This is a genomic window from Bradyrhizobium sp. CCGUVB14, assembly GCF_024199935.1.
GTDB lineage: Bacteria > Pseudomonadota > Alphaproteobacteria > Rhizobiales > Xanthobacteraceae > Bradyrhizobium.
Genome location: NZ_JANADS010000001.1, coordinates 8122977 through 8145122, shown reverse-complemented (window position 1 = coordinate 8145122; position 22146 = coordinate 8122977). Strand labels below are relative to the sequence as shown.

General features: G+C 64.3%; 22 protein-coding genes. 8 read left to right on the top strand and 14 right to left on the bottom strand.

Going from position 1 to position 22146, the window contains the following annotated elements; all coding sequences use genetic code 11:
- Window positions 1-82 precede the first annotated feature (82 nt).
- From NLM32_RS38095 to NLM32_RS38080, 4 genes are all read right to left on the bottom strand, one after another.
- A complete protein-coding gene (locus NLM32_RS38095; protein ID WP_254133819.1) occupies window positions 83-985 on the bottom strand; it encodes a carbohydrate ABC transporter permease in 903 nt (300 codons plus the stop codon).
- Complete coding sequence (locus NLM32_RS38090; protein WP_254133818.1) at window positions 978-1934, bottom strand: carbohydrate ABC transporter permease; 957 nt, start codon at window positions 1932-1934, stop codon at window positions 978-980. The genes NLM32_RS38095 and NLM32_RS38090 overlap by 8 nt, the downstream gene beginning before the upstream one ends.
- 82 nt (window positions 1935-2016) lie before the next feature.
- On the bottom strand, window positions 2017-3357 hold the full coding sequence (locus tag NLM32_RS38085) for an ABC transporter substrate-binding protein (RefSeq protein WP_254133817.1): 1341 nt from the start codon (window positions 3355-3357) through the stop codon (window positions 2017-2019).
- Window positions 3358-3448: 91 nt separating this feature from the next.
- Window positions 3449-4492, bottom strand: a complete 1044-nt coding sequence (locus NLM32_RS38080) for a C-terminal binding protein (RefSeq protein WP_254133816.1) — start codon at window positions 4490-4492, stop codon at window positions 3449-3451.
- A 261-nt stretch (window positions 4493-4753) separates the two neighbouring features.
- Here NLM32_RS38080 and NLM32_RS38075 point away from each other — a divergent pair, with 261 nt between their 5' ends.
- Entirely contained in the window at window positions 4754-6439 is a 1686-nt protein-coding gene (locus NLM32_RS38075) for a methyl-accepting chemotaxis protein (RefSeq protein ID WP_254133815.1), read from the top strand.
- Window positions 6440-6601: 162 nt separating this feature from the next.
- Here NLM32_RS38075 and NLM32_RS38070 read toward each other — a convergent pair whose 3' ends face one another.
- Together NLM32_RS38070 and NLM32_RS38065 are read right to left on the bottom strand one after the other, a co-directional pair.
- Window positions 6602-7579, bottom strand: coding sequence for a tripartite tricarboxylate transporter substrate binding protein (locus NLM32_RS38070; protein WP_254133814.1), 978 nt, complete (start codon window positions 7577-7579; stop codon window positions 6602-6604).
- Between the two features lie 98 nt (window positions 7580-7677).
- A complete protein-coding gene (locus tag NLM32_RS38065; RefSeq protein ID WP_254133813.1) occupies window positions 7678-8613 on the bottom strand; it encodes a DMT family transporter in 936 nt (311 codons plus the stop codon).
- A gap of 105 nt (window positions 8614-8718) precedes the next feature.
- On the opposite strand from NLM32_RS38065, the gene NLM32_RS38060 reads away from it, so the two are divergent.
- Entirely contained in the window at window positions 8719-9105 is a 387-nt protein-coding gene (locus tag NLM32_RS38060) for a DUF1330 domain-containing protein (RefSeq protein ID WP_254133812.1), read from the top strand.
- A 211-nt stretch (window positions 9106-9316) separates the two neighbouring features.
- On the opposite strand, the gene NLM32_RS38055 is transcribed toward NLM32_RS38060, so the two are convergent.
- Window positions 9317-10249: a DMT family transporter gene (locus NLM32_RS38055; protein WP_254133811.1), complete on the bottom strand. Its 933-nt coding sequence runs from the start codon at window positions 10247-10249 to the stop codon at window positions 9317-9319.
- Window positions 10250-10621: 372 nt separating this feature from the next.
- Here NLM32_RS38055 and NLM32_RS38050 point away from each other — a divergent pair, with 372 nt between their 5' ends.
- The gene (locus NLM32_RS38050) at window positions 10622-11914 is read left to right on the top strand and encodes an adenylosuccinate synthase (protein WP_254133810.1); all 1293 of its coding nucleotides are present in this window, start codon (window positions 10622-10624) and stop codon (window positions 11912-11914) included.
- A 37-nt stretch (window positions 11915-11951) separates the two neighbouring features.
- Window positions 11952-13547: a hypothetical protein gene (locus tag NLM32_RS38045; RefSeq protein WP_254133809.1), complete on the top strand. Its 1596-nt coding sequence runs from the start codon at window positions 11952-11954 to the stop codon at window positions 13545-13547.
- 211 nt (window positions 13548-13758) lie between these two features.
- Here the strand turns inward: NLM32_RS38045 and NLM32_RS38040 are convergent, their stop codons facing one another.
- Window positions 13759-14109 (bottom strand): hypothetical protein, encoded by a 351-nt coding sequence (locus NLM32_RS38040; RefSeq protein ID WP_254133808.1) that lies wholly within the window; start codon window positions 14107-14109, stop codon window positions 13759-13761.
- Window positions 14110-14288: 179 nt separating this feature from the next.
- Entirely contained in the window at window positions 14289-14534 is a 246-nt protein-coding gene (locus NLM32_RS38035) for a hypothetical protein (protein ID WP_254133807.1), read from the bottom strand.
- A gap of 145 nt (window positions 14535-14679) precedes the next feature.
- On the opposite strand from NLM32_RS38035, the gene NLM32_RS38030 reads away from it, so the two are divergent.
- Both NLM32_RS38030 and NLM32_RS38025 read left to right on the top strand, forming a co-directional pair.
- Window positions 14680-15105: a DUF5413 family protein gene (locus NLM32_RS38030; RefSeq protein ID WP_254133806.1), complete on the top strand. Its 426-nt coding sequence runs from the start codon at window positions 14680-14682 to the stop codon at window positions 15103-15105.
- 62 nt (window positions 15106-15167) lie between these two features.
- Window positions 15168-15725: a DUF4112 domain-containing protein gene (locus NLM32_RS38025; RefSeq protein WP_254135519.1), complete on the top strand. Its 558-nt coding sequence runs from the start codon at window positions 15168-15170 to the stop codon at window positions 15723-15725.
- A gap of 269 nt (window positions 15726-15994) precedes the next feature.
- Here NLM32_RS38025 and NLM32_RS38020 read toward each other — a convergent pair whose 3' ends face one another.
- The 4 genes from NLM32_RS38020 to msrA form a co-directional block, all read right to left on the bottom strand.
- On the bottom strand, window positions 15995-16288 hold the full coding sequence (locus NLM32_RS38020) for a hypothetical protein (protein ID WP_027532521.1): 294 nt from the start codon (window positions 16286-16288) through the stop codon (window positions 15995-15997).
- Between the two features lie 212 nt (window positions 16289-16500).
- Window positions 16501-16665, bottom strand: a complete 165-nt coding sequence (locus NLM32_RS38015; protein ID WP_187436663.1) for a DUF3309 family protein — start codon at window positions 16663-16665, stop codon at window positions 16501-16503.
- Window positions 16666-16772: 107 nt separating this feature from the next.
- A complete protein-coding gene (gene msrB, locus NLM32_RS38010) occupies window positions 16773-17192 on the bottom strand; it encodes a peptide-methionine (R)-S-oxide reductase MsrB (protein WP_254133805.1) in 420 nt (139 codons plus the stop codon).
- A gap of 45 nt (window positions 17193-17237) precedes the next feature.
- Window positions 17238-17939 carry a peptide-methionine (S)-S-oxide reductase MsrA gene (gene msrA / locus NLM32_RS38005; protein ID WP_254133804.1) on the bottom strand — a complete coding sequence of 234 codons (702 nt, stop codon included), beginning with the start codon at window positions 17937-17939 and terminating at the stop codon, window positions 17238-17240.
- Between the two features lie 246 nt (window positions 17940-18185).
- Between msrA and NLM32_RS38000 the strand changes: the two genes are divergently transcribed.
- Window positions 18186-19874, top strand: a complete 1689-nt coding sequence (locus NLM32_RS38000) for a caspase family protein (protein WP_254133803.1) — start codon at window positions 18186-18188, stop codon at window positions 19872-19874.
- A 188-nt stretch (window positions 19875-20062) separates the two neighbouring features.
- Entirely contained in the window at window positions 20063-20908 is an 846-nt protein-coding gene (locus NLM32_RS37995; protein ID WP_254133802.1) for a metal-dependent phosphohydrolase, read from the top strand.
- A 33-nt stretch (window positions 20909-20941) separates the two neighbouring features.
- Here NLM32_RS37995 and NLM32_RS37990 read toward each other — a convergent pair whose 3' ends face one another.
- Window positions 20942-22057, bottom strand: coding sequence for an ATP-dependent RecD-like DNA helicase (locus NLM32_RS37990; protein WP_254133801.1), 1116 nt, complete (start codon window positions 22055-22057; stop codon window positions 20942-20944).
- Window positions 22058-22146: the final 89 nt, after the last annotated feature.

Below are 22146 nucleotides of genomic sequence, written 5' to 3'. Positions count from 1 at the left end.
CCGCCGTTGCCGCGGCAAGGTGCGACCAGGGCAGACCACAGTCTATCAGGACCGCACGATCGCTTACGCTTGCGGTGGCCCGTTACTCCTTCACCGCGCCGGTCAGCGAAGACACGTAATAGTCCACGAACAGCGAGTAGAAGATCGCAACCGGCAGTGAGCCGAGCAGCGAGCCCGCCATCAGCGCGCCCCACTGATAGACGTCGCCGGTGACGAGCTCGGTCAGGATCGCGACCGGCACGGTCTTGTTGGCGCCGCTCTGGATGAAGGCGAGCGCGTAGATGAACTCGTTCCAGGACAGCGTAAACGAGAAGATGCCGGCCGAGATCAGTCCGGGCACCGCGAGCGGCAGCGTGATCCGCCGCAGGATCTGCAGCCGCGTCGCGCCGTCGACCAGCGCGCATTCCTCGAGCTCGTAGGGGATCGACTTGAAATAGCCGATCAGCAGCCAGGTGCAGAACGGTACCAGGAAGGTCGGATAGACCAGGATCAGGGCCAGCGGCGAGTCGAACAGGCCGAACTGCACCACCACGGTCGCGAGCGGGATGAACAGGATCGACGGCGGCACGAGATAGGCGAGATAGATGCCGAGGCCGACATACGGACTGCCGCGGAAGCGCAGCCGCTCGATTGCATAGGCAGCCAGCGTGCTCGCGATCAGCGACAGTGTGGTCGAGCCGACCGCGACCATCATCGTCGTCCACAGCCAGCGCGGATAAGCGGTTTCGAACAAGAGATGCTTGATGTGCGCCAGCGTCGGCGAGGTGATCCAGAACGGATTATGCTCCTTGTAATTCAATAGCTCGGCGTTCGGCTTGAACGACGTGATTGCCATCCAGTAGAACGGAAACAGCAGGATCAGCACGAAGCAGCCGAGCGGCAGATAGATCATCATCAGCCGCCGCAGCCCGGAATCCCAGGCCATGGTGTCGGGCGCCGCTTTTGCGTCGGCGACGGCGGAGGCTTGTGCGACGGTATCAGTCATTGGCCTCTCCCTGCTGCCATTTGCGGCGCGCCAGGCCGAAATAGGAAAACAGCGTCGCGAACACCAGGAACGGGATCATCGACACCGCGATCGCGGCACCTTCGCCCAGCTCGCCGCCGGCGATGCCGCGCTGGAAGGCGAGCGTGGCGAGCAGGTGGGTCGAGTTGACCGGGCCGCCGCGGGTGATGGCGTAGACCAGCTGGAAGTCGGTGAAGGTGAAGATGATCGAGAACGTCATGACGATGGCGAGGATCGGCATCATCATCGGGAAGGTGATGTAGCGAAAACGCTGCCAGGCGCTGGCGCCGTCGAGCATGGCGGCTTCGTAGAGAGAGGGCGAAATGGTCTGCAGGCCCGCCAGCAGCGAGATCGCGACGAAAGGAATGCCGCGCCAGATGTTGGCCGCGATCAGCGAGAACCGCGCCGGCCAGGGCGAGCCGAGGAAGTCGATATTGGTCGTGCGCCAATGCAGCACGTCGACCAGAAGATAAGAGATGATCGAGAATTGCGGATCGTAGATCCACCAGAACGCCAGCGCCGACAGCACCGTCGGCACGATCCAGGGCAACAACACGATCGCGCGCAGCAGGCTCTTGAACGGAAAATGGTTGTTGAGCAGCAGCGCGAGCCAGAAGCCGAGCGCGAACTTCCCGAAGGTCGCGATGCCCGTGTAGATCACGCTGTAGAACACCGCGTTCCACCACAGGGGGTCGGTGAGCAGGTATTGGAAGTTCTCGAGGCCGATGAACTCGCCCTTTCGACCGATCGTGGCATCGGTGAAGGCGAGCCAGATGCCGAGGCCGAGCGGATAGGTCAGGAACACCGCGAGCAGCCCGATCGCTGGCGCAAGGCACATGGCAATCAGGAACGGCTTGTAGTCGAACAGCCGCACCAGCCAGTTCGGCTGCCGGTGGGCCAGCACGGGAGGGGAGAGGGTGGTCACGGACATCAGGGCGTTGTCCTGTCCTTAAGGGTCACCACACCCGCCATTGCGAGGAGCTTCGCTCGCAATGACGGGTGCTTTGTCGTCGTTACTTCTGCCGCCGGAAGTATCGCTTGCAACGCTGCTCCGCCTCCGCGGCCGCTGCTTCAGGTGTCGCGGCGCCGGTTGCGACCGAGGCGAACATCTGCACCGTGACATAGTCCGCGCGAACAGCGCCGGTGGCGGTCGAAATCGGACCCTTATAGCCGGCGTAGTATTTGCTGTTCATAGTGTCCTTGAAGATCGCGACCTTGGGATCGCCCTTCCACACCGCCGCGTCGGCATAGGCCGCAAGCGGTTGCGACCAGTAGCCGCTGTTGGCGTTGAGCCACGGCTCGTACTGGTCCTTCTCCAGCATGTATTGCAGGAAGGCCTTTGCAGCATTGGGGTACTGGCTGTGCTTGAACACCATGGCGTTCAGCGTCAGTCCGGACATCGGCGACACCGGTGCAAGACCCTTCGGCAACGCCTGATGTTCGGAATCCTCGGCGATTGCCGCGGTCGCCGGATCGTTCTTCAGCGAGAAGTACAGCGAGACGCCGTTCGCCGTCAGCGCGATTTCCTGCGAGGAATAGGCGCGGTTGTTACTGACGTCGTTCCACGACGGCGTGCCCGCGATGAAGGTCGGATAGAGCTCCTTCACGTAGTTCAGCGCCGCAATCGTCTCCTTGCTGTTGATGGTGACGTTGCCTTCTTCGTCCAGCAACGCGGCGTTGTGCGCCCACATCATCCAGTCCGCAAAACCGTTGCCATCGCCGACGGCATTGCCCAGTGCAAAGCCGGCGGGTTTGCCGGCCTTCTGCAGCTTCTTGCAGAGGTCCAGGAAACCAGGAAGGTCGTCCGGTGCCTTGTCAAACCCGACAGATTTGAGAACGGACTTGCGATAGATCAGCGGTCCGCCGGAGGCCCCGAAGGGAAGCCCGATCCAGGAATCGCTCTTGGCCTTTTTGCCATAGGCCTTCGCCAGATTCTGCCAGCCGCCATACTTCTTGCCGAGATAGTCTGCGACGTCGGTCAGCTCGATCAGCTTGTCGATATAGATATGCGGTGCGTCGGAGAAGCCGATGATGATGTCGGGGCCGGCGCCGGAATTGGCGGTGACCGCGGTCTGCTGGTTGATGTCCTCCCAGCCGACGAAATCGACCTTGACCTCGACGCCGGTCTCCTTGGTGAACTTGGCCGCATTGGCGCGGAACACGTCCTCGTCGGCCTGGACGAAGCGCACCGGCCGCAGCATGCGGAGCGTTGCGCCCTTCTCGATCGGCAGTTTCGGCGCGGGGACGTCGGCGGCCTTGATGTTCGATGTTTGCGCTGCAGCACCAGTGGCGGCGAACGTCGCAGCAGACAGGCCCAGCGCCAAGGCATCACGACGTGTGATGTCGTTCCTCATCAGTTCCTCCCTATGATGTCTCCCTTCCCGGCGTTGATCGCCGGTGAAGGGCCGTTTCGTTCTTTCGGCGCGCGATTTGCGGCCGGCCGCCCTAGCTGTTCGGGCCGCGATCCATGCCGACAGGCTGCCAGCGGCGGAGCGCGGTGTCTTGCAGCACCGACGGATTGACACAGCTTACCGGCCACATGCCCTGAAGCACCAGTGACAATTCGTAGCCCACGCGGCGCTTGCGCGCCTCGTCGAACCGTGCCGAGGCCGAGGCGACATGGGCGGTCAGGGTCACGTTCTCCATGCCCAGGATCGGGTTGTTGTGCGACGGCGGTTCCTTCTCCAGCACGTCGAGCGCGGCATGCGCGATCCAGCCCTCCTGTAGCGCCTTGATCAGGCTCTCCTCATCCACGGTCGCGCCGCGCCCGGTGTTGATGAAGATCGAGCCCTTCTTCATCTGCCGAAAATGCTTCTCGGTCAGCATGTGATGCACCTCGGGCCGGGCAGGTGCATGCATCGAGACGAAGTCGGATTGCGACAGCACCTCGTTCAGCGTCGCCGGGATGACGCCGTGGTCCCACATCAGCGTTTCCTGGATGAAGGGATCATAGGCCATCATGCGCAGACCGAACGGCGCGGCGCGCTTCGCAACCGCACGCGCGACGCGGCCGAACGAGATGAAGCCGAGCGTCTGGCCCATCAGCCGCGGAACCTTCAGGAGCGCAGGCCTGCCCTCGGCCCAGCGGCCGCTGCGCACCATCTTGTCCTGCTCGACCAGGCGGCGGAAGCCGGCGAGCAGCAGCATCATGGCATGGTCCGCGACTTCCTCGATGAAGGTATCGGGGATGTTGGTGACGGGAATGCCGCGCGCGGTCGCCGCCTTCACATCGACGCTGTCGACGCCGACGGAACCGAGCGTGATGACCTTGCAATTCTCGAGAGTGTCGATGATCGATTTGGTGATCGGGATGCCCTTGGCGTAGATCGCATCGGCATTCCTGGCGGCGGCGATGAACTCCGCCTCGTTGGCCGGTGCCTCGACGATCTCGGCATCGATCGGATCGAGCGCTTCGCGCTCGTAGGAGTAATCGCTGCCCGCGACCGTGAAACTCGCGCCCTTCGGCGTCACCACCCTGTATTTCGGCATTTCCTGCTCCCGATTTGGTTTGTCGGTTCTTGTTGCGACCCGGCCTTCTCGATCGGGCCTTTGCGTCTTTTACGCGAAATCGATCCGGTCGCGTACAATTCCCGGTTGTCGACCCGGCGAATATTTGCCGAAATCCCCGGCATCGTACGGGCTTCTACGGAGGCACGTAAGTAACTTGCTAAGGGGTCTCACACTAAAAGTTGATTCAATTTCGATCGATTCACTCGCGCGCCCGCATCCCTTTTTTCCGGAGCCCACCCCGTGAAGTTGAGCAATCTGAAAATCGCGCCCAAGCTTGGCATTCTTGTCGGCGTCACCTTGTTCGGCCTGTGCATCTCCGGAGTCCTGGCCGGTTACCTGATGAAGCGCGCCATGGTCGACGCCCGCATCGACCAGACCAAGGCGATCGTCGATCTCGGTCGCAACTATGCGGCCGCGCTGAAGAAGCGCGTCGATGCCGGCGAGCTGACGAAGGATGCGGCCATGGCCGAGCTTCGCCGCTACGGCAATTCGATGACCTATGACAACGGCTCGGGCTATCTGTTCGGTACGTCCTATGACGGCATCACCCAGCTCGCACCCGATCCGAAGCAGATCGGCACCAACCGCATGGACGTCGTGACCAACGGCCGCAAGCTGTCGGTCGAATTGATGGACGGCGTCAAGGCCAACGGCTCGATCCTGCTGTACTATGAATATGTGAAGCCCGGTCAGGAAACGCCGATCCGCAAGATCGGTTACGCCGTCGCCGTTCCCGGCTTCGACATGTATCTCGGCACCGGCGCCTATCTCGAGGACATCGACCAGAAGATGGGCCCGGTCTACTGGCTGCTCGGCCTTGCCATGCTCGGCATCGTCATCGTCGCCGGCAGCGTTGCCTGGCTGCTCGGCCGCAGCATCAGCCGTCCGCTGGCGCTGCTCGGCACGCGCATGAAGGATCTTGCCGACGGCAAGCTCGAGGGCGACATCCCCGGCGTCGGTCGTGGCGACGAGGTCGGCGCGATGGCTGCGACCGTCCAGATCTTCAAGGACAACGCCGTTCGCATCCGCGACCTCGAGCAGACCGATGCGGCGGCCAAGGACCGTGCCGCGGCGGAGCGTCGCAGCGCGATGGAGAATATCGCCAACGACTTCGAACGCAGCGTCAACGGCATCGTCCGTTCGGTCTCCTCGGCCGCAGCCGGCATGCAGTCGACGGCGCAGTCGATGACCGCAACCGCCAGCGACGCCTCGTCGCGCGCGGCGACGGTCGGTGCGGCCTCGTCGAAGGCGTCCGGCAACGTCGGCACGGTCGCGGCGGCCGCCGAAGAGCTGTCGAGCTCGGTTGCGGAAATTTCCCGCCAGGTGACGCGCTCGACCGAAGTGGCGAGCCGCGCCGTCAGCGACGCCGAGCGTACCAACGCCACGGTGCAGGAGCTCTCAACCGGCGCCGAGAAGATCGGCGAGGTCGTCAAGCTCATTCATTCGATCGCAGCGCAGACCAATCTGCTCGCGCTCAACGCCACCATCGAGGCGGCACGTGCCGGTGAATCCGGCCGCGGCTTCGCCGTCGTCGCCTCCGAGGTCAAGGCGCTGGCCAACCAGACCGCCAAGGCCACCGAGGAAATCTCCGCGCAAGTGGCGGCGATGCAGACCTCGACCAGCGATGCGGTTGCAGCGATCGGCGGCATCACCCAGACCATCGCCGAGATGAGCGAGATCACCGCCGGCATTTCGGCCTCGATCGAGCAGCAGGGCGAGGCCACCCGCGAGATCGCCCGCAACATCCAGTCGGTCGCGGCCGGCTCGAACGAGATCAACGCCAATATCGGCAGCGTCACTTCGGCCGCGGAAGCGACCGGCAGTGCGGCCAGCGACGTGCTGACCAACGCCCGCGAGCTCGACAGCCAGTCCGGCGCGCTGCGCAGCGCGGTGGACGGCTTCCTCGCCAAGGTGCGCGCGGCGTAAATTCTTGCGCTGAGTTCTTGGCGCCGAAGTTCTTGGCGCTGAATTCGTAGGGTGGGCAAAGACGCGAAAGCGTCGTGCCCACCTTTTCTTTTTGAGTGCGCGATGAAGTTTCCGTGGGCACGCTTCGCTTTGCCCACCCTACGTGATCGTCGTACGAGAGCCCTACTGCTTCTCGATCCCGGCGTCCCGGATCAGCCGCTCCCACAGCACCAGCTGCTCGTTGACGAACGTGCCGAGCTGTTCCGGCGTGCCGGAAAATGCGTCCATGCCGAGCGTGGCGAGCTGGGCCTTGATCTCCGGCTTCTCGACGATCTTGCGGATCTCGGCGTTGAGCCGCGTCACGATCTCCTTCGGCATGCCGGCCGGGCCGAAATAGCCCTGCCATGACGAGATGTCGAAATCAGGCACGCCGGCCTCCTGCATCGAGGGAAGACTGGGGATCAGCGGCGTGCGGTCCTTGGTGGTGACGGCGAGCGCGCGGAGCGCGTTGCCCTGGACATGCGGCAGGCCGGTCAGGATGTCGACGAACATCATCGAGACGCGGCCGCCCATGACGTCGTTGAGCGCAGGCGGCGAGCTCTTGTAGGGCACGTGCAAGAGGTCGAGCCCCGCATTGTGCGCGAAGGTCGCGCCCGACACGATCGCCGAGGACGAGCCCGAGGCGTAGCTCAGCTTGCCCGGATTGGCCTTGCCGTAGGCGACGAGCTCGGCGACGGTCTTGGCCGGCACGTCGGGGTGGATCACCAGCATGAAGGGCAGATCGCCGGTGCGCGCGATCGGGGTGAAGTCCTTCACCGGATCGTAGGTCAGGCTCTTGAGCAGATAGGGATTGGCCGAATGGGTCGTGTTGGTGGTCACCAGCAGCGTGTAGCCGTCGGGCGCCGCGCGCGCGACATAGGTCGCCGCGATCATGCCGTTGGCGCCCGCCTTGTTCTCGATCACGATGCCGACGCCGAGCGCCTGCGACAGATGCTGCGAGATCAGCCGCGTCGTGGTGTCGGTGCCGCTGCCGGCCGCAAACGGCAGCACCAGCGTGATGTTGCGGCTCGGCCAATTATCGGCCTGCGCGGCGGATGCGGCAGCAAGACACAGCACGGCGGCGCCGACGGTGCGCAAGGCGCGCATGAGCGATGACAGCATGTTCGGACGTTCCCTCTTTTTTCGTTGGCGGGGAACCTAGCCGGTCCACATCAAAACCGGAAGACGGCAAGGACGCGCACCGCGTCCGCAACGCGGAATTACTTCACGGCCGAGCCCTGGCGCGAGGCGATGACGACGCCGGCGAGCACCAGCGCGTAGCCGATCAAGTGAAACGGCTGGAGCTTTTCGCCGAGCAGCAGGATCGCCATCGCCGAGCCGAACACCGGCACCAGATGAAAGAACGGCGCGGCACGGTTCGGCCCGATCAGCGCGACGCCGCGGTTGAAGAACAGATAGGCGAGCGTCGAGGGGAAGATCAGGATGTAGCCGAGCGTCAGCAGCGTCACCGTGTCGAATTGCATGACATTGCCGCTCCACGTCTCCCAGATCGCCGTCGGCAGCAGCATGAAGGCGCCACAGCAGGTGGTGAAGGACAGGAACGACAGCTGATGAACTTTCGGCCGACGCGGGATGAAGGCGGAGTAGATGCCGAACGCCACCAGCGAGGAGGCGAACATGATGTCGCCCCTGTTGAACGAGATGCTGGCCAGCGCCGCGAGATTGCCACGCAGGATGATGACCAGCACGCCGACCAGCGAGATCGCGATGCCGGCGAGTTGGCCGCCGGTCAGCCGCACGCCGAACAGCACCAGCGACCACAGCGCCACGAACAGGGGACCTGCCGACTGGATCAGCAGCGCGTTCAGCGCCTCGGTATATTGCAGGGCCCAGTAGGAGATCGCGTTGTTGAAGGCGAAGCCGACCAGCGACAGGAACAGCATCAGCGGCAGGCTTTTGCGCAAGGCCGGCCAGTCGCGCTTCAGATGCGGCCATGAGAACGGCAGCAGGATCAGGAACACGCCGAACCAGCGGATCGTCGTCACCGTCAGCGGCGGCACATGTGCGCCGACATGACGCGCGAGCACGATGTTGCCGGCCCAGAACAGCGAGCTCAGGCTGAGCAGCAGATAAGGCTGGTTGTTGAGCCAGCTGACCGGGTGAGAGGCAGGTGGCGCGGGCGATGCGATCGTCATTGGCGTCACATACGACCTTGCGCCGGATCGCCGTCGTGACACAAGTCACGCCGCCGCAATGCTACAATGCAGGCGAGCCCTGAGGAGGTGCCATTGGCGGTCAATATGTTGAACATTGTGGGCCTGGAGCAGCTCGACCGGCATGCGCCGGTGGTGATGCTGAACCTGATGCGTTTTCACGCGCGCTCGCGCGACGGTGACGGCTCCGGCTGGGATGCGTATCTGCGCTACAGCGCGATCACCGTGCCCATGATCAGGGCGCGCGGCGGCACGCTGCTGTGGACCGGCGAGGCCAGGACGATCGCGCTCGGTCCGCACGCCGGCAACAATTGGGATTTCGTCGCGCTGGTGTTCTATCCGTCGGTCGCCGCGTTCCTCGACATGATGACCTCGGAAGCCTACGAGCGCGATGCCGATCCGCACCGCGTCAACGGCTGCGCCGAGCACGTCATCATCGCGACCAGCGAGGCCTACAGCAAGTTCAAGATGTAGTAGGCGCCCTCGGTCGCACGGCGCGCGCTTCGTCCCCTCTCCCCTTGCGGGAGAGGGTGGCTCGCCGCGATAGCGGCGAGACGGGTGAGGGGTCTCTATCCGCGCGCGCGACTCTCTTGAAGCGTGTCCTCGGATAGATACCCCTCATCCGGCGCTTCGCGCCACCTTCTCCCGCAAGGGGAGAAGGAAGAGCAGAGCCAGCTCGCAAGCCCTAACTCGTCTGCTTCCTTGACGCGACGAACACGCCCGACAGCACTAGGGCAAAACCGATGAAGTGGAAGGCCTGCGGGTGCTCGCCGAGGAAGGCCATCGCCATGATCGAGCCGAACACCGGCACGACGTGGAAGAACGGCGCTGCGCGGTTGGCGCCGATCAGGCGGACGCCGCGGTTGAAACAGAGATAGGCAAGCGTCGAGGGAAATACCGAGACGTAGAACAGCGTCAGCAGGTTCGGCCCGTCGAGCTTCATGACGGGGCGCGCCGACAATTCCCAGATCTCCAGCGGGATGAGGCAGGCCGCACCGGCACCGAAGGTGAAGGCGAGGAACGACAGGCCGTGGATCGGAGGCCGCTTCAGCGTCAGCACCGAATAGAGCGCGAAGATGATCAGCGCGACGATGAAGATCAGGTCGCCCTTGTTGAAGGCGATGTTCGACAGCGTGGTGATATCGCCATGCAGCAGGATGATCAGCACGCCGCACATCGAAAGAGCCACGCCGAAGGCCTGCGCAAGGGTGAGGCGGATGCCGAGGATGACCAGCGACCACAGCGCCACGACCAGCGGCGCGGCCGACTGCAGCAGCAGGGTGTTGAGCGCCTGGGTGTGCTCCAGCGCCCAATATTGCAGGGTGTTGAAGGCGCCGATGCCGGTGATCGACAGCACGATCATCAGGCCGAGTTTGTCGCGGATCGCGGGCCAGTCCTGGGCGAGATGCTTCCAGGCGAACGGCAGCACCAGCAGGAAGGCGAAGGTCCAGCGCAGGAAGGACAGCGTCACCGGCGGGATATGGCCGGCGGCGAGCCGCCCCACGACCGCATTGCCGGCCCAGCACAGCGCGGTGATGCTGAGCAGGAGATAAGGCTGGTTGGCGATCCAGTTGTGGCCGGATGTGTCGGCGCTCGTGGTCTGGCCGGTGGCGGACATTGTGATTGTTATGGCCCCGCGGTGGACTACACCAAGGCCTCCGGCCCGGCTCTGTCCGGGCCGGCTCATAGCCCGGCCCCGTTCAAAGACACGGAAATCGCGGCTGCATCAACGGGGGCGGGCGCATCGCGACCATGCAGCGGCCGACGCTGTGCCTAGCGCTTTGGTCGAGGTCGGCCCGTGGTCTGGGAACATGTCCGGATTTTCCGGGGATATCAAAGGCTTGGATCGGGCGTTGGGTCCTCAAAAAGCCCCGTTCTTGCTTGCTTAGAGAGGCTGCTTCCTTTATCCGGTTGGCTGCCCCGCATACGAACGGCTCCAGGCCGGGAATTGGGCTGGGCGCATCTAAATTCTTCGAAGGATTACCCGCGAATGGCCAATGTTGTCGTCGTCGGCGCCCAGTGGGGCGACGAAGGAAAGGGCAAGATCGTCGACTGGTTGTCGGAGCAGGCGGACATCGTCGCGCGCTTCCAGGGCGGGCATAATGCCGGCCATACGCTGGTCATCAACGGCGAGACCTACAAGCTCGCGCTGTTGCCTTCGGGCGTGCTGCGCCCGTCGAAACTGGCGGTGATCGGCAACGGCGTCGTGTTCGATCCGCAGGCCTTCCTCGACGAGGTGACCAAGCTGCGCGGCCAGGGCGTCGCGGTCGGCCCCGAGAATCTGCGCGTCGCGGAGAGCGTGACCCTGATCCTGCCGCTGCACCGCGAGCTCGATGCGCTGCGCGAATCGTCCAATTCCGCGACCGCGATCGGCACCACCCGCCGCGGCATCGGTCCGGCCTACGAAGACAAGGTCGGCCGCCGCGCGATCCGGCTGATGGACCTCGCCGACCTCGACACGCTGCCGCACAAGATCGACCGGCTGCTGGCGCACCACAACGCGCTGCGTCGCGGCCTCAATTTGCCGGAGTTCGACGGCAACGAGATCCTGAAGGAGCTGAGCGCGCTGGCGCCGCAGCTGCTGCCCTATGCGGAGACCGTGTGGCGCCTGCTCGATGCCGAGCGGCGTGCCGGCAAGCGCATCCTGTTCGAGGGCGCGCAAGGCGCGCTGCTCGACGTCGACCATGGCACCTATCCCTACGTCACCTCGTCCAACACGGTGGCGGCGCAGGCCGCGACCGGAACGGGCATCGGTCCGAGCGGGGTCGGCTACGTGCTCGGCATCTGCAAGGCCTACACGACCCGCGTCGGTCAGGGGCCGTTCCCGACCGAGCTGCTGAACGAGATCGGCGAGGAGATCGGCCGTCGCGGCCGCGAGTTCGGGGTCAATACCGGGCGCAAGCGCCGCTGTGGCTGGTTCGACGCGGTGTTGGTCCGCCAGACGGTCCGCACCTGTGGCATCAACGGCCTGGCGCTGACCAAGCTCGACATTCTCGACGGCTTCGATTCGATCGAGGTCTGCGTCGGCTACAAGCTCGACGGCAAGGAGATCGATTATTTCCCGGCCGGCGAGGGGGCGCAGGCCCGGGTCGAGCCGATCTGGGAGACCATCGAGGGCTGGAAGGAGCCGACCGCCGGCGCGCGGTCCTGGGCCGACCTGCCGGCCCAGGCCATCAAATATGTCCGCCGGATCGAGGAATTGGTCGGGTGCCCGGTGGCCCTGCTTTCCACCAGCCCCGAACGCGAAGATACTATCCTGGTGCAAAATCCGTTTGAGGCTTAACGATCTCTTACCGGGACGCGGGTATAGTTGAGTAGAAATGGCTGATTACTATCCGCTGATCGCCCGCGCTATTGCCGCCCTGGACCCCAACGCTCCCGGCGAAAGCCGGCGCGCGCTCTATGAACGGGCGCGCACGGCCCTGATCGCGCAGCTGCGCAGCGTGCAGCCGCCGCTCTCCGAATCCGAGATCACCCGCGAGCGGCTGTCGCTGGAAGAGGCCGTCCGCAAGGTCGAATCGGAAGCCGCCCAGCGGGCCCGCGAGGCCTCGCGCCCCGGTGGCGGCCCCCGCAGCGGGGGCGGCAGCGGCGACGCCTTCCGCCGGGCCAGCGCGCGTGCGGCCGACAACACTCCGCCAGCATCTCCTCAGCCGGCCGGACCGCCACGGGCCCGTCCCGCCGCACCGCCGCCGCGCAACGATCGCCCGCCGCTTGGCGGCGATGACCAGAACGACGCGCCGCGTCCGCCCCGTGCCCCGCGTTTCGATGCGCCGCCGCGCCAGCCCGGCCCGCCGGAGCCGCCGGCCGGACGCTCGCCTCCGCGTCGCCCGCAGGACAGCGGACCGCCGCCGCCATTGCCGCCGGCACCGGGCGTGCGCGGCTTCCGCGACATCACGGCCGACGTCAATGATCTCGGCGGTGCCGCCGCGCAGGCCAATCGCGCCGCGCGCCGCACCTACGCCAACGTGCCGTCGCCCTCGCCGGAATTCGACCGGCTCGAACCGAGCCTGGAAAACCGCGCCGCCGAACCCGACGCGCCCTATTCCTATGACGAGTCGATCGAGGAGGCCGAGCGCTACGCGCCGCAGCCGCCGTCGCCGCGTCCGCGCATTGCGCCCGACCGCGGCGCCAAGAAGCCCAAGCGCAGCGGCTCGGTCTTCCCGTTCAAGAGCGCGATCGCCATCGGCATCGTGCTGATCCTGGTCGGCGCCGGCATCCTCTGGGGCAAGCAGCTGGTGCAGACCGCGACCAATCTGTTCAAGCCTTCGCCCACCCAGGTGGTGGAAGCGCCGAAGGATGCCTCGCAGCCGCAGAGCAAGCCGAAGATTCCGGATCGCGTCGGCCAGCCCTCGGCCAGCGACCAGCCGGCCGCGCCGGTGGCGCAGAAGGTCGTGCTCTATGACGAGGATCCGTCCGACCCGAAGGGCAAGCAATATGTCGGTTCGGTGGTATGGCGGCTCGAGCCGATCAAGGCGTCGGGCAACCAGAAGGCCGACATCGCCGTGCGTGCCGACATCGAGATCCCCGACCGCAAGTTCAAGATGACTATGTCCTTCCGCCGCAATACCGACTCGTCGCTGCCGGCGAGCCACACGGCCGAGCTGACCTTCATCCTGCCGCCGGACTTTCCGGGCGGCAGCGTTTCCAACGTGCCGGGCATTCTGATGAAGTCGAACGAGCAGGCGCGCGGCACGCCGCTCGCGGGCCTTGCCGTCAAGGTCACCGACGGCTTCTTCCTGGTCGGCCTCTCCAATGTCGACGCCGACCGCGCCCGCAACGTCCAGCTCCTGAAGGAGCGCTCGTGGTTCGACGTGCCGCTGGTCTATGCCAACCAGCGCCGCGCCATCATCGCCATCGAGAAGGGCGCCCCCGGCGAGCGCGCCTTCAACGACGCCTTCGCGCAGTGGGGCGACTAGGCCTGTGCACCTCTCCCCAGCGGGGAGAGGTCGGATTGCTTTGGCGCGCAATTGCGCGCCTGAGCAATCCGGGTGAGGGGCCGCAACGTTCCGTGAGACCGTAACCCCTTACCCGGATCGCATCTGCGATGCGCTCCGACCTCTCCCTACGGGAGAGGTGAACCGACCCCTCCAACTGGCAGCGCGGTCAATCGAAGATTTGCCAAGCCGCTTATTGTGCGGCCGCTTCCCGCTTGCGCGATGCTGCTGCGGCGGCGGCTTCGCGATCCATCACGGCGCGGCAGCCGGGGCTGACCTGCGCCTTCTTCTGCACCATGCAGGCCCTGATGCGCGGGATGTCTGGGATTTCACTGGAGCACAGCCGCATCGCATCGCCCGAGCACATCTGCTGCGCTTCGGACGAGAAGGCGAGGGCGGGTGATGTCTGGAGGGTGAAGACCGTGACGGCGAAGGCGAATAGCGAAGCGATGGTTTGGTAGCGTGTCATGAAGAATGCGTCCCCGAGTTCCGCGGTTTGAACCACTTGGTTTTGGGGCGCCGCACGCGGCTTGATCTGCCGCATGTCTCAGCCTTCACGCCGGGAGCTCAATCCCGCATGTGGTCGCTCGATCTCTTGATGTTCGAATCGAAAAGTGCTGCGCCGCCCGATTCGAGTATGCGCGATTGTTACGAAGCTGCAATGGGCGACGCGAAGGAATTCGCAAATGTTGCGAGACCGTCACGCAAAATGCTGATGCGATCTCACATGCCGTGACTCTCGAACACCTTGCTGCACGACTTCGACAGCTTGGCGCGGTTGGCCTGCAGGCAGCCCTGTACCGCACCGTCATTGCCGAGGTCCTTGCGGCACAGCCGCGAGGCGTCGCGCGAGCAGGCCTTCTGCTCTTGCGGCGTGCCCATATGGCCTTGTGCAAAGGCGGGCGCGTTCGACAGGCCGCCGGCGGCCGCAAGCGTGATCGTCGCCAGCAAGAACAGTTTACGAGACATTGGCGGCTCCAGATCTGACAGGTGAATTTCAAGTCCTGTCTGAACCCGCGGCCTTGCCACTTGTTCCCCCCAAACCGCCCGCAGTCCTGCTATCCAAGGTTCCCGCCGCGCTGCTATAAATGCGTCTGCGTATGAGGAGTTCTTGATGAAACGCTATCTGGTGTTCGCGCTCGTCGGTCCGTTCGTGGGCGGCTTCCTGCTGCTGCTGACGACGACCTACCAGTCCGGCTACTGGACCCAGACCAGTCTCGGCGAGGTCGGCAAGCTGTTCGTCGTGTTCTTCAAGACGCTGCAATACAGCTATCTGTTCGGCTTCCTGCCGTCGCTGATGATCGGCGCGGTCGATGACATCCTGATCCATGTCAGGCGGATCGGCCCGGTGCTGCGGATGCTGCTGGTCGGCCTGTTCGCCTTTATCCTCGCCGCGATCACCTATGGTTCGCGCGGGTCGGATTCCGGCACGGTGCAGTTCATCCTGTACGGTCTGGTCGGTTTCGTGCCGGCGGTGCTGTCATCCTGGTTCGTGCATCACTATATCGAGGAGCCGCAACCGGCGGCGGCGGCGAGCTGAGCGCGCGACCTTCGGTCGCGGTGCAGCAACCTCTGCGGCGCTCGTGCGTTCCTCCAATGGCCATGACCATGCCCGACGATGACATTCTCACGCCACGCAGGTCCCGCTCGGGGACGCAGTCGCGCGCCGGTTTTTCGGACCGTGAGGCGCACGGGCCGATCATCGATCAGGACGGCCGTGAGATCCGCCCCGAAAGCCTGGAGCAGGGGTTTCAGGAGTTTCGCTTCGAATTCGGCAAAGAAGGTCAGTTCGCCGGCAACCCGTTCGGCAATCTGACGCGCGAGCAGCGCATCGCGCGGCTCGAGGCGCTCGCAAAGCTGCTCGACGTCGCCTTCATCCTGCCGGGCACCAAGATCCGCTACGGCATCGACGGGCTGATCGGCCTGATCCCCGTTGTCGGCGACATCATCACCACCGCGATCTCGCTGTGGCTGGTGCGCGAGGCCCGCGCCCTGGGGGCGCCCTGGTACATCACCGCGCGGATGCTCGGCAATGTCGCGGTCGACGGCGTGGTCGGCATCGTGCCGTTCGTGGGCGACGCCTTCGACGTCATGTTCCGCGCCAACATGCGCAACGTGCGCCTGTTGCGCCGCTGGCTCGACAAGCAGCCGCGGATTTAGCAGCGAGTGCGGTGCTTCTTCGCCTCGCCCCGCTTGCGGGGAGAGGCCGACGCGCTCCGGGCGATGCGGAGCATCGTCCCGCGCGCGGCGGGTGAGGGGGACTCTCCGCGAGTCCAATTCTCACTGCCTATGCGGAAAGAGCCCCTCACCCCAACCCTCTCCCCGTAAGAACGGGGCGAGGGAGAAGACGGAGCGCGCTCCAAACGCCGAAAGCGCGACAGCCTTTCGGCCATCGCGCTTTCCGCGCACATCGGAGGTTTTCAGAAAATTTACGCCGCGTCGGCGTCGGTCTCGGCGACCGGTTCCGGCTTGCGGTGGCGCGGCAGCGGGAAGGCCTCGCTCTCATAGAGCGAGCGGATGCCGTTCTGGTCGAAACGGGCTTCCTCGACCTGGAGATACGCGCCATTCAGCGAATCCGTCGGCAACTGCTCCATCGCGAACTGCACGGCTTCGGCCGCGGTGCCGAACCGGCGATAGGTAAAGCCCGCGCGCTTCTTCTTGCGGATGGCGGCGGGGAAGAGCTCGGCGGAGGTGTTGAAGTTGAACGGACGCAGTGGACGCATGGTCAAAGACCTCGTGATCTTGTCTGGGGCTTTAAGCGCGTGGGGTTTGGGAGGGCGGAGGCCGCAATCAAGCGGGCCCGCCGCACATCATTTTCGTCCACTAATATAGGCCGTTTTGACAGAAATGCGACCCCTGCGATGGGAGATGATGAATCCATGCATGGCAGGTCCGCAGCCGCAGAAAGTTAAATAATTTCAGTGGCTTGTATGGTTTACAATTTGCCAAGAAGCAGCAGGACGAGCAGCACCACCAGAACGACACCGCCGATCCCCATGCCGGAATGGCCCATGCCGTAGCCGTAACCGCCGATCCGGCCGGACCAGCCGCCCAAGAGATAGATGATCACCAGGATGATCAGGATGGTCCCGAGTGACATGGCGTCCTCCCTGGCGGCCGCCGGATGACGCTCAACGGCTGCACCGCCAGACAAGAAAAGCACAACGCGCCGCCGGGTTCCATCAGGGAACCCGGCGGCGCGCTATCTTATTTCGGCTCGAGCTTCAGCGCTGCCGAATTGATGCAATAGCGCAGGCCGGTCGGCCCCGGTCCGTCCGGGAAGACATGGCCGAGATGGCCGCTGCATTTGGAGCAGAGCACCTCGGTGCGGATCATGCCGTGCGTCGTATCGCGCTCTTCGTCGATATGGCTCTCGACCGCGGGCGCGGTGAAGCTCGGCCAGCCGCAGCCGGAGTCGAACTTGGCGTCGGACTCGAACAGCACATTGCCGCAGCCGGCGCAGACATAGGTGCCGGCACGGTGGTCGTGCTCATATTCGCCGGAGAAGGGACGCTCGGTCGCCTTCTCGCGCAGCACCGCGTACTGCATCGGCGACAATTCGTTTCGCCACTGCTCTTCGCTCTTGATGACCTTGTCGTCGGTGGATTTCGTCTTGGTGTCGGGCATGGGTCTCCCGTTTGTCTGATGATCTTGTTGTCGATGATCTCGCGATCAGTTGGTGGGCTTGCTGGCGCTCACCAGCGTCGGCTTCTCAATGTAGTTATCCGCGAACAGTTTTTTCAGGTTCTCGACCTTCGGGATGTCGTTATAGGCGATGTAGGGCTGGTTCGGGTGCAGCGTCAGATAGTCCTGGTGATAGCCCTCGGCCGGATAGAACGCCTCCAGCGCGCCGACCTTGGTCACGATCGGCTTGCTGAATACCTTGGCGCTGTCGAGCTGGGCGATATAGGCCTCCGCGACCTTCTTCTGCTCGTCGGAGGTGGTGAAGATCGCCGAGCGATATTGCGTGCCGCCGTCCGGTCCCTGGCGGTTGAGCTGGGTCGGATCGTGCGCCACCGAGAAGTAGATCTGGAGGATCTTGCCGTAGGAGATCTTCTTCGGGTCGAACTTGATCTCAACCGACTCGGCGTGGCCGGTCCGGCCGCTCGAGACGGTCTGGTAGTCGGCGGTCGCCTTGGTGCCGCCGGCATAGCCGGAGACGGCGTTGACGACGCCGGCCGTGTGCTGGAACACGCCCTGCACGCCCCAGAAGCAACCGCCGGCGATCACCGCGGTCTGGATGCCGCTCGCGGGGGCCGCGTCCATTGCGGGGGCGGGGATCACAACGGCGTCTTCGGCGGCCCGGGTCGGTGCGGCAAAGGCCAGCGTCAAGGCGGTGGTGGCGGCGAGCAGGGACAGGACGGAGCGGCGCATGGCGGATCCTCTTTCGGAAGGCCTGACAGTTTAGGGCGGTTGAGGGCGGGCGAACAGCCTGCCCGGCGTTTTCAGACACCGGAGATACGGACGGACCGGGCGATTGTTACGGGGAGAGAGACACGAGTCCGTGAAAAAAAGCCGTAGCCCCCGGGCCGGCTTGGCGGGCTGGGGAACTCCGGCTAGATGAACCGGCGCGATCGCTGATCGACTTAGAAATGTGGTGGCTGGAGCTGATCTGACAACATGCTGCGCGTCGTCCCCCTGATATCAGTCATCCTCGTCTCCGGCGTCGCGATCGCCGCCGCCGAGCCGCAAGCCGGCGACGACCTCGCCATTTGTCGTGACCGCCAGGCCGACGCCCAGGCGCGGACCACGGCCTGCGAGAACCTGCTCAACGCCGATCGCGTCACCGGCAAGGACAAGGCGGTCGCGCTGTCCGTGCGCGGCAATAATTTGATCAACAAGCGCGACAATTTGCATGCGATCGAGACCCTGTCCATGGGCGTCGATCTCGATCCCGACAATGCCATCATCCTCAATTTGCGCGGCATCGCCTACGAGCGCACGGGCCAGGACGACCTTGCGATGGCGGACTTCAATCTTGCGCTCCAGAAGCGTCCGACCTACGGCGTTCCCTACAACAATCGCGGCGTCATCCAGCTGCGCCGGAACGCGCTGCAAAGCGCGCTCGATGATTTCAGCCTGTCGATCAAATACACGCCGAAGTTCATCCTTGGCTGGACCAATCGTGCGCGCGTGCGCACGTTGATGAAGGATTATGACGGTGCGCTCGCCGATTTCGCGGAGGCCGAGAAGATCGATCCGACCGCGCCGCAGATCGCCAGCAACCGCTGCATCACCTATGGCCTGATGGGCAAGTTCGACCAGGCCTTTGCCGATTGCAACGGCATCATCGAAAAGCAACCGAAGAACACGGGCGCGATCAACAATCGTGCTGATGTCAGCATGATGAAGGGCGATCTCGACGCCGCGCTGAAGGACTACAATGCGGCGCTCCAGATCAACCCGAACAACATCCGCGCGCATTCCGGCCGCGGCCAGGTCTACGAGCGCAAAAAGGATCTCGGCCAGGCCCGCGCCGACTATCGCTCGGCTGCGTATTCGCTGACGAAGTTCGATGAGCTCGACGTCGCGCGCGCCCGCACCATCGCGCAGGAGCGTCTCGCCGCACTGACGCCGCAAACGCCGGGCGCCGCGCCCAGCGGGCGCCGCGTTGCGCTGGTGATCGGCAACGGCGCCTACAAGAACGTCCATGCCCTGCCCAATCCGCCGCGCGATTCGAAGATGATCGCGAGCGTGCTGAAGGATGTCGGCTTCCAAACCGTGATCTCCGTCAGCGACCTCACCCGCGACAAGTTCTTCGACGCGCTCAAGACTTTCGCCGAGGAAGCCGAGAAGGCCGATTGGGCGGTGGTCTACTACGCCGGCCACGGGTTCGAGATCGGCGGGGTGAACTACCTCGTTCCGGTCGACGCCAAGCTCGCCGTCGACCGCGATGCCGAGACCCAGGCCGTCGCCCTGGAGCAGGTGATCGCCGCCGTCGGCGCCGCGCGAAAAGTGCGTCTGGTGATTTTGGATGCCTGCCGCGACAATCCGTTCGCGCCGACCATGCAGCACACGCTGTCGCTGAAACTGGTCGACAAGGGCTTTTCCAACATCGAGCCCGGCGCCGGGTTCATGGTGGTCTACGCCGCCAAGCACGGCGAGACCGCGATCGACGGCGACAATGGCGCCGACAGCCCGTTCTCCACCGCGCTCGCCCGCGAGATCAAGGTGCCGAAGGTCGAGATCCGGAAATTGTTCGACATCGTCCGCGACGACGTCTGGTCCGCCACCAAGCACGAGCAGCAGCCGTTTTCGTACGGCTCGCCGCCGGGGCGTGAAGATTTCTATTTTGTGGCGGGGAAGTGACGGCTGCGTGTAAGGTGCGACGGAAGACCGCAACCTCCCGTCCTCAAATGGATCAGATTCGCCGACCGTTGAGGTCAGTTTCCGCACGGATGTGAACATTCGCCCCACTCAGCGAGCGGCGATGTGCTATTTTGGGGTCACGAAGGAGCTCGTCAGAACCCACAGCGCACATTGAGATGGGTGTTCAGATGATCACAATTCCAGAACTGGTCGCGCAGACTCTCGCGTCGTTCTTGACTTCGGACACACGAGATCGGTTTGGCTCTTCGCATGCCCGTCTGGCCGAGGTTCTTCCGTTTGCGGCCAGGCTCACATTGGAGTGCATCGGTAACAGCGACGCCCTGTATCACAACATCGAGCACTCGATGCTCGTCACCCTTGCCGGGCACGACATCCTGATGGGGCGAATGCTGTTGCGGCCAACGACAGTCGCCGACTATGCGAATTTCACCCTGGCGTGTCTCACCCATGACATCGGGTATGTGCGCGGAGTCGTTCAAGGCGACAGCGACGATTCCTATGTCGCGGATCTGGAAGGCCGCATGATCAGTCTTCCACGGGGCGCCTCCGACGCCGCGCTCGCTCCCTATCATGTGGACCGCTCGAAATTGTTCGTCCTGGAACGCTTCGACGACGTCGAAGAGATCGAGGCAGGCCGAATTGCCCGAGCCATAGAATTCACGCGCTTTCCCTATTCGGAATCCTCAAACGACAGTCTGATGGAAGAGGAGGGTATGTTGCTTCGCGCCGCCGACCTGATCGGCCAGCTTGGCGATCCCAACTATTTAAGGAAGTCGAACGCTCTGTTCCACGAGTTCGAGGAAATCGGCCTGAACAAGAAGCTCGGCTATGAAACGCCTGCCGACGTCGTCTACAAATATCCGCAGTTTTACTGGAACAACGTTGCTCCACAGATCCAGGCCGCGATACGTTATCTCAACATCACCTCGAGCGGCCGGCAATGGATCGCAAATCTCTACAGCAATGTTTTCCGGGCCGAGCGCGAGCCGGGTCTATCGGGTCCGCAACCTTGATGCTTGGTCGGGGGCGACGAGCGGGGTTTGACGTCAAACCACGATGCTCAGCCGCTTCGCCGCGCGCGTGATGCCCGTGTACAGCCATCTTGCCCGGCTGTCCTGAAACGCAAAGCTCTCGTCGAACAGCACGACGTCGTCCCATTGCGAGCCCTGCGACTTGTGCACGGTCAGCACGTAGCCGTAGTCGAACTCGTCATAGGGCTTACGCTGCTCCCAGGCGATCTGCTCGATGCCGCCCTCGAAGCAGTCGGCGCGCACGGAGACTTTCGTGACCTTGTGCCCAAAGTCCTCGTCGGGCGAGAGCCGCATGCTGAGGATGCGCGATTTCGAGCGCGAGGTGTTGCGTGATTTCACGCGCCACAGGCCGCCGTTGAACAGGCCCTTCTTGCGGTTGTTGCGCAGGCAGACCAGCTTGTCGCCGGCGACCGGGAAGGTGTCTTCGATGTTCTGGCGCTGACGCACCCGCATGTTGTAGGCGCGGCGCGTGTTGTTGCGGCCGACCAGCACCTGGTCGGCACCCATGACGCGATCGGGATCGAGCTCCTTGCGCGACACCACCTCGCTCTCGCCGTAGCGGCCGATGTCGAGCTCGCGGCCCTCGCGGACGTCCATCGACATCCGCACGATCGGATCGTCCTGGGCCTGGCGGTGCACCTCGGTGAGCATCGCGTCCGGCTCGGTGTTGGTGAAGAAGCCGCCGCCCTGGATCGGCGGCAGCTGCGCGGGATCGCCGAGCACCAGCAGCGGGCAGTCGAACGACATCAGGTCGCGACCCAGTTCGGCGTCGACCATCGAGCATTCGTCGATCACGATCAGCTTGGCCTTGGAGGCCGGCGCATCGTCCCACAGCTCGAAACTCGGCTGCTCCTCGCCGGATTCGCGGGCGCGGTAGATCAGCGAGTGGATGGTGGAGGCCTCGTCGCAACCCTTGTTGCGCATCACCAGCGCGGCCTTGCCGGTGAAGGCGGCGAACTTCACCTCGCCGTCGACGCCCTCGGCGATGTGCCGCGCCAGCGTGGTCTTGCCGGTGCCGGCGAAGCCGAACAGGCGGAAAATCGGCGGCGTGCCGTTGCGGCCGGGTTTGGCCTTCAGCCAATCGCCGACGGCCTTGAGGGCGGCATCCTGATGCGGAGAGAAATTGGTCATATCTGTCTTGAGGAGGGGCGAAACGAGGCGATTCGCCACCCCCCAAAACTAACCATTCGCCCCAAGGGTTCAAGCAGGGTGAATCCGGT

Coding starts and splice junctions, on each gene's coding strand:
- NLM32_RS38095 (WP_254133819.1), bottom strand. CDS start 985: ATGACTGATACCGTCGCACAAGCCTCCGCCGTCGCCGACGCAAAAGCG.
- NLM32_RS38090 (WP_254133818.1), bottom strand. CDS start 1,934: ATGTCCGTGACCACCCTCTCCCCTCCCGTGCTGGCCCACCGGCAGCCG.
- NLM32_RS38085 (WP_254133817.1), bottom strand. CDS start 3,357: ATGAGGAACGACATCACACGTCGTGATGCCTTGGCGCTGGGCCTGTCT.
- NLM32_RS38080 (WP_254133816.1), bottom strand. CDS start 4,492: ATGCCGAAATACAGGGTGGTGACGCCGAAGGGCGCGAGTTTCACGGTC.
- NLM32_RS38070 (WP_254133814.1), bottom strand. CDS start 7,579: ATGCTGTCATCGCTCATGCGCGCCTTGCGCACCGTCGGCGCCGCCGTG.
- NLM32_RS38065 (WP_254133813.1), bottom strand. CDS start 8,613: ATGACGATCGCATCGCCCGCGCCACCTGCCTCTCACCCGGTCAGCTGG.
- NLM32_RS38060 (WP_254133812.1), top strand. CDS start 8,719: ATGTTGAACATTGTGGGCCTGGAGCAGCTCGACCGGCATGCGCCGGTG.
- NLM32_RS38055 (WP_254133811.1), bottom strand. CDS start 10,249: ATGTCCGCCACCGGCCAGACCACGAGCGCCGACACATCCGGCCACAAC.
- NLM32_RS38050 (WP_254133810.1), top strand. CDS start 10,622: ATGGCCAATGTTGTCGTCGTCGGCGCCCAGTGGGGCGACGAAGGAAAG.
- NLM32_RS38045 (WP_254133809.1), top strand. CDS start 11,952: ATGGCTGATTACTATCCGCTGATCGCCCGCGCTATTGCCGCCCTGGAC.
- NLM32_RS38040 (WP_254133808.1), bottom strand. CDS start 14,109: ATGCGGCAGATCAAGCCGCGTGCGGCGCCCCAAAACCAAGTGGTTCAA.
- NLM32_RS38035 (WP_254133807.1), bottom strand. CDS start 14,534: ATGTCTCGTAAACTGTTCTTGCTGGCGACGATCACGCTTGCGGCCGCC.
- NLM32_RS38030 (WP_254133806.1), top strand. CDS start 14,680: ATGAAACGCTATCTGGTGTTCGCGCTCGTCGGTCCGTTCGTGGGCGGC.
- NLM32_RS38025 (WP_254135519.1), top strand. CDS start 15,168: ATGACCATGCCCGACGATGACATTCTCACGCCACGCAGGTCCCGCTCG.
- NLM32_RS38020 (WP_027532521.1), bottom strand. CDS start 16,288: ATGCGTCCACTGCGTCCGTTCAACTTCAACACCTCCGCCGAGCTCTTC.
- NLM32_RS38015 (WP_187436663.1), bottom strand. CDS start 16,665: ATGTCACTCGGGACCATCCTGATCATCCTGGTGATCATCTATCTCTTG.
- msrB (WP_254133805.1), bottom strand. CDS start 17,192: ATGCCCGACACCAAGACGAAATCCACCGACGACAAGGTCATCAAGAGC.
- msrA (WP_254133804.1), bottom strand. CDS start 17,939: ATGCGCCGCTCCGTCCTGTCCCTGCTCGCCGCCACCACCGCCTTGACG.
- NLM32_RS38000 (WP_254133803.1), top strand. CDS start 18,186: ATGCTGCGCGTCGTCCCCCTGATATCAGTCATCCTCGTCTCCGGCGTC.
- NLM32_RS37995 (WP_254133802.1), top strand. CDS start 20,063: ATGATCACAATTCCAGAACTGGTCGCGCAGACTCTCGCGTCGTTCTTG.
- NLM32_RS37990 (WP_254133801.1), bottom strand. CDS start 22,057: ATGACCAATTTCTCTCCGCATCAGGATGCCGCCCTCAAGGCCGTCGGC.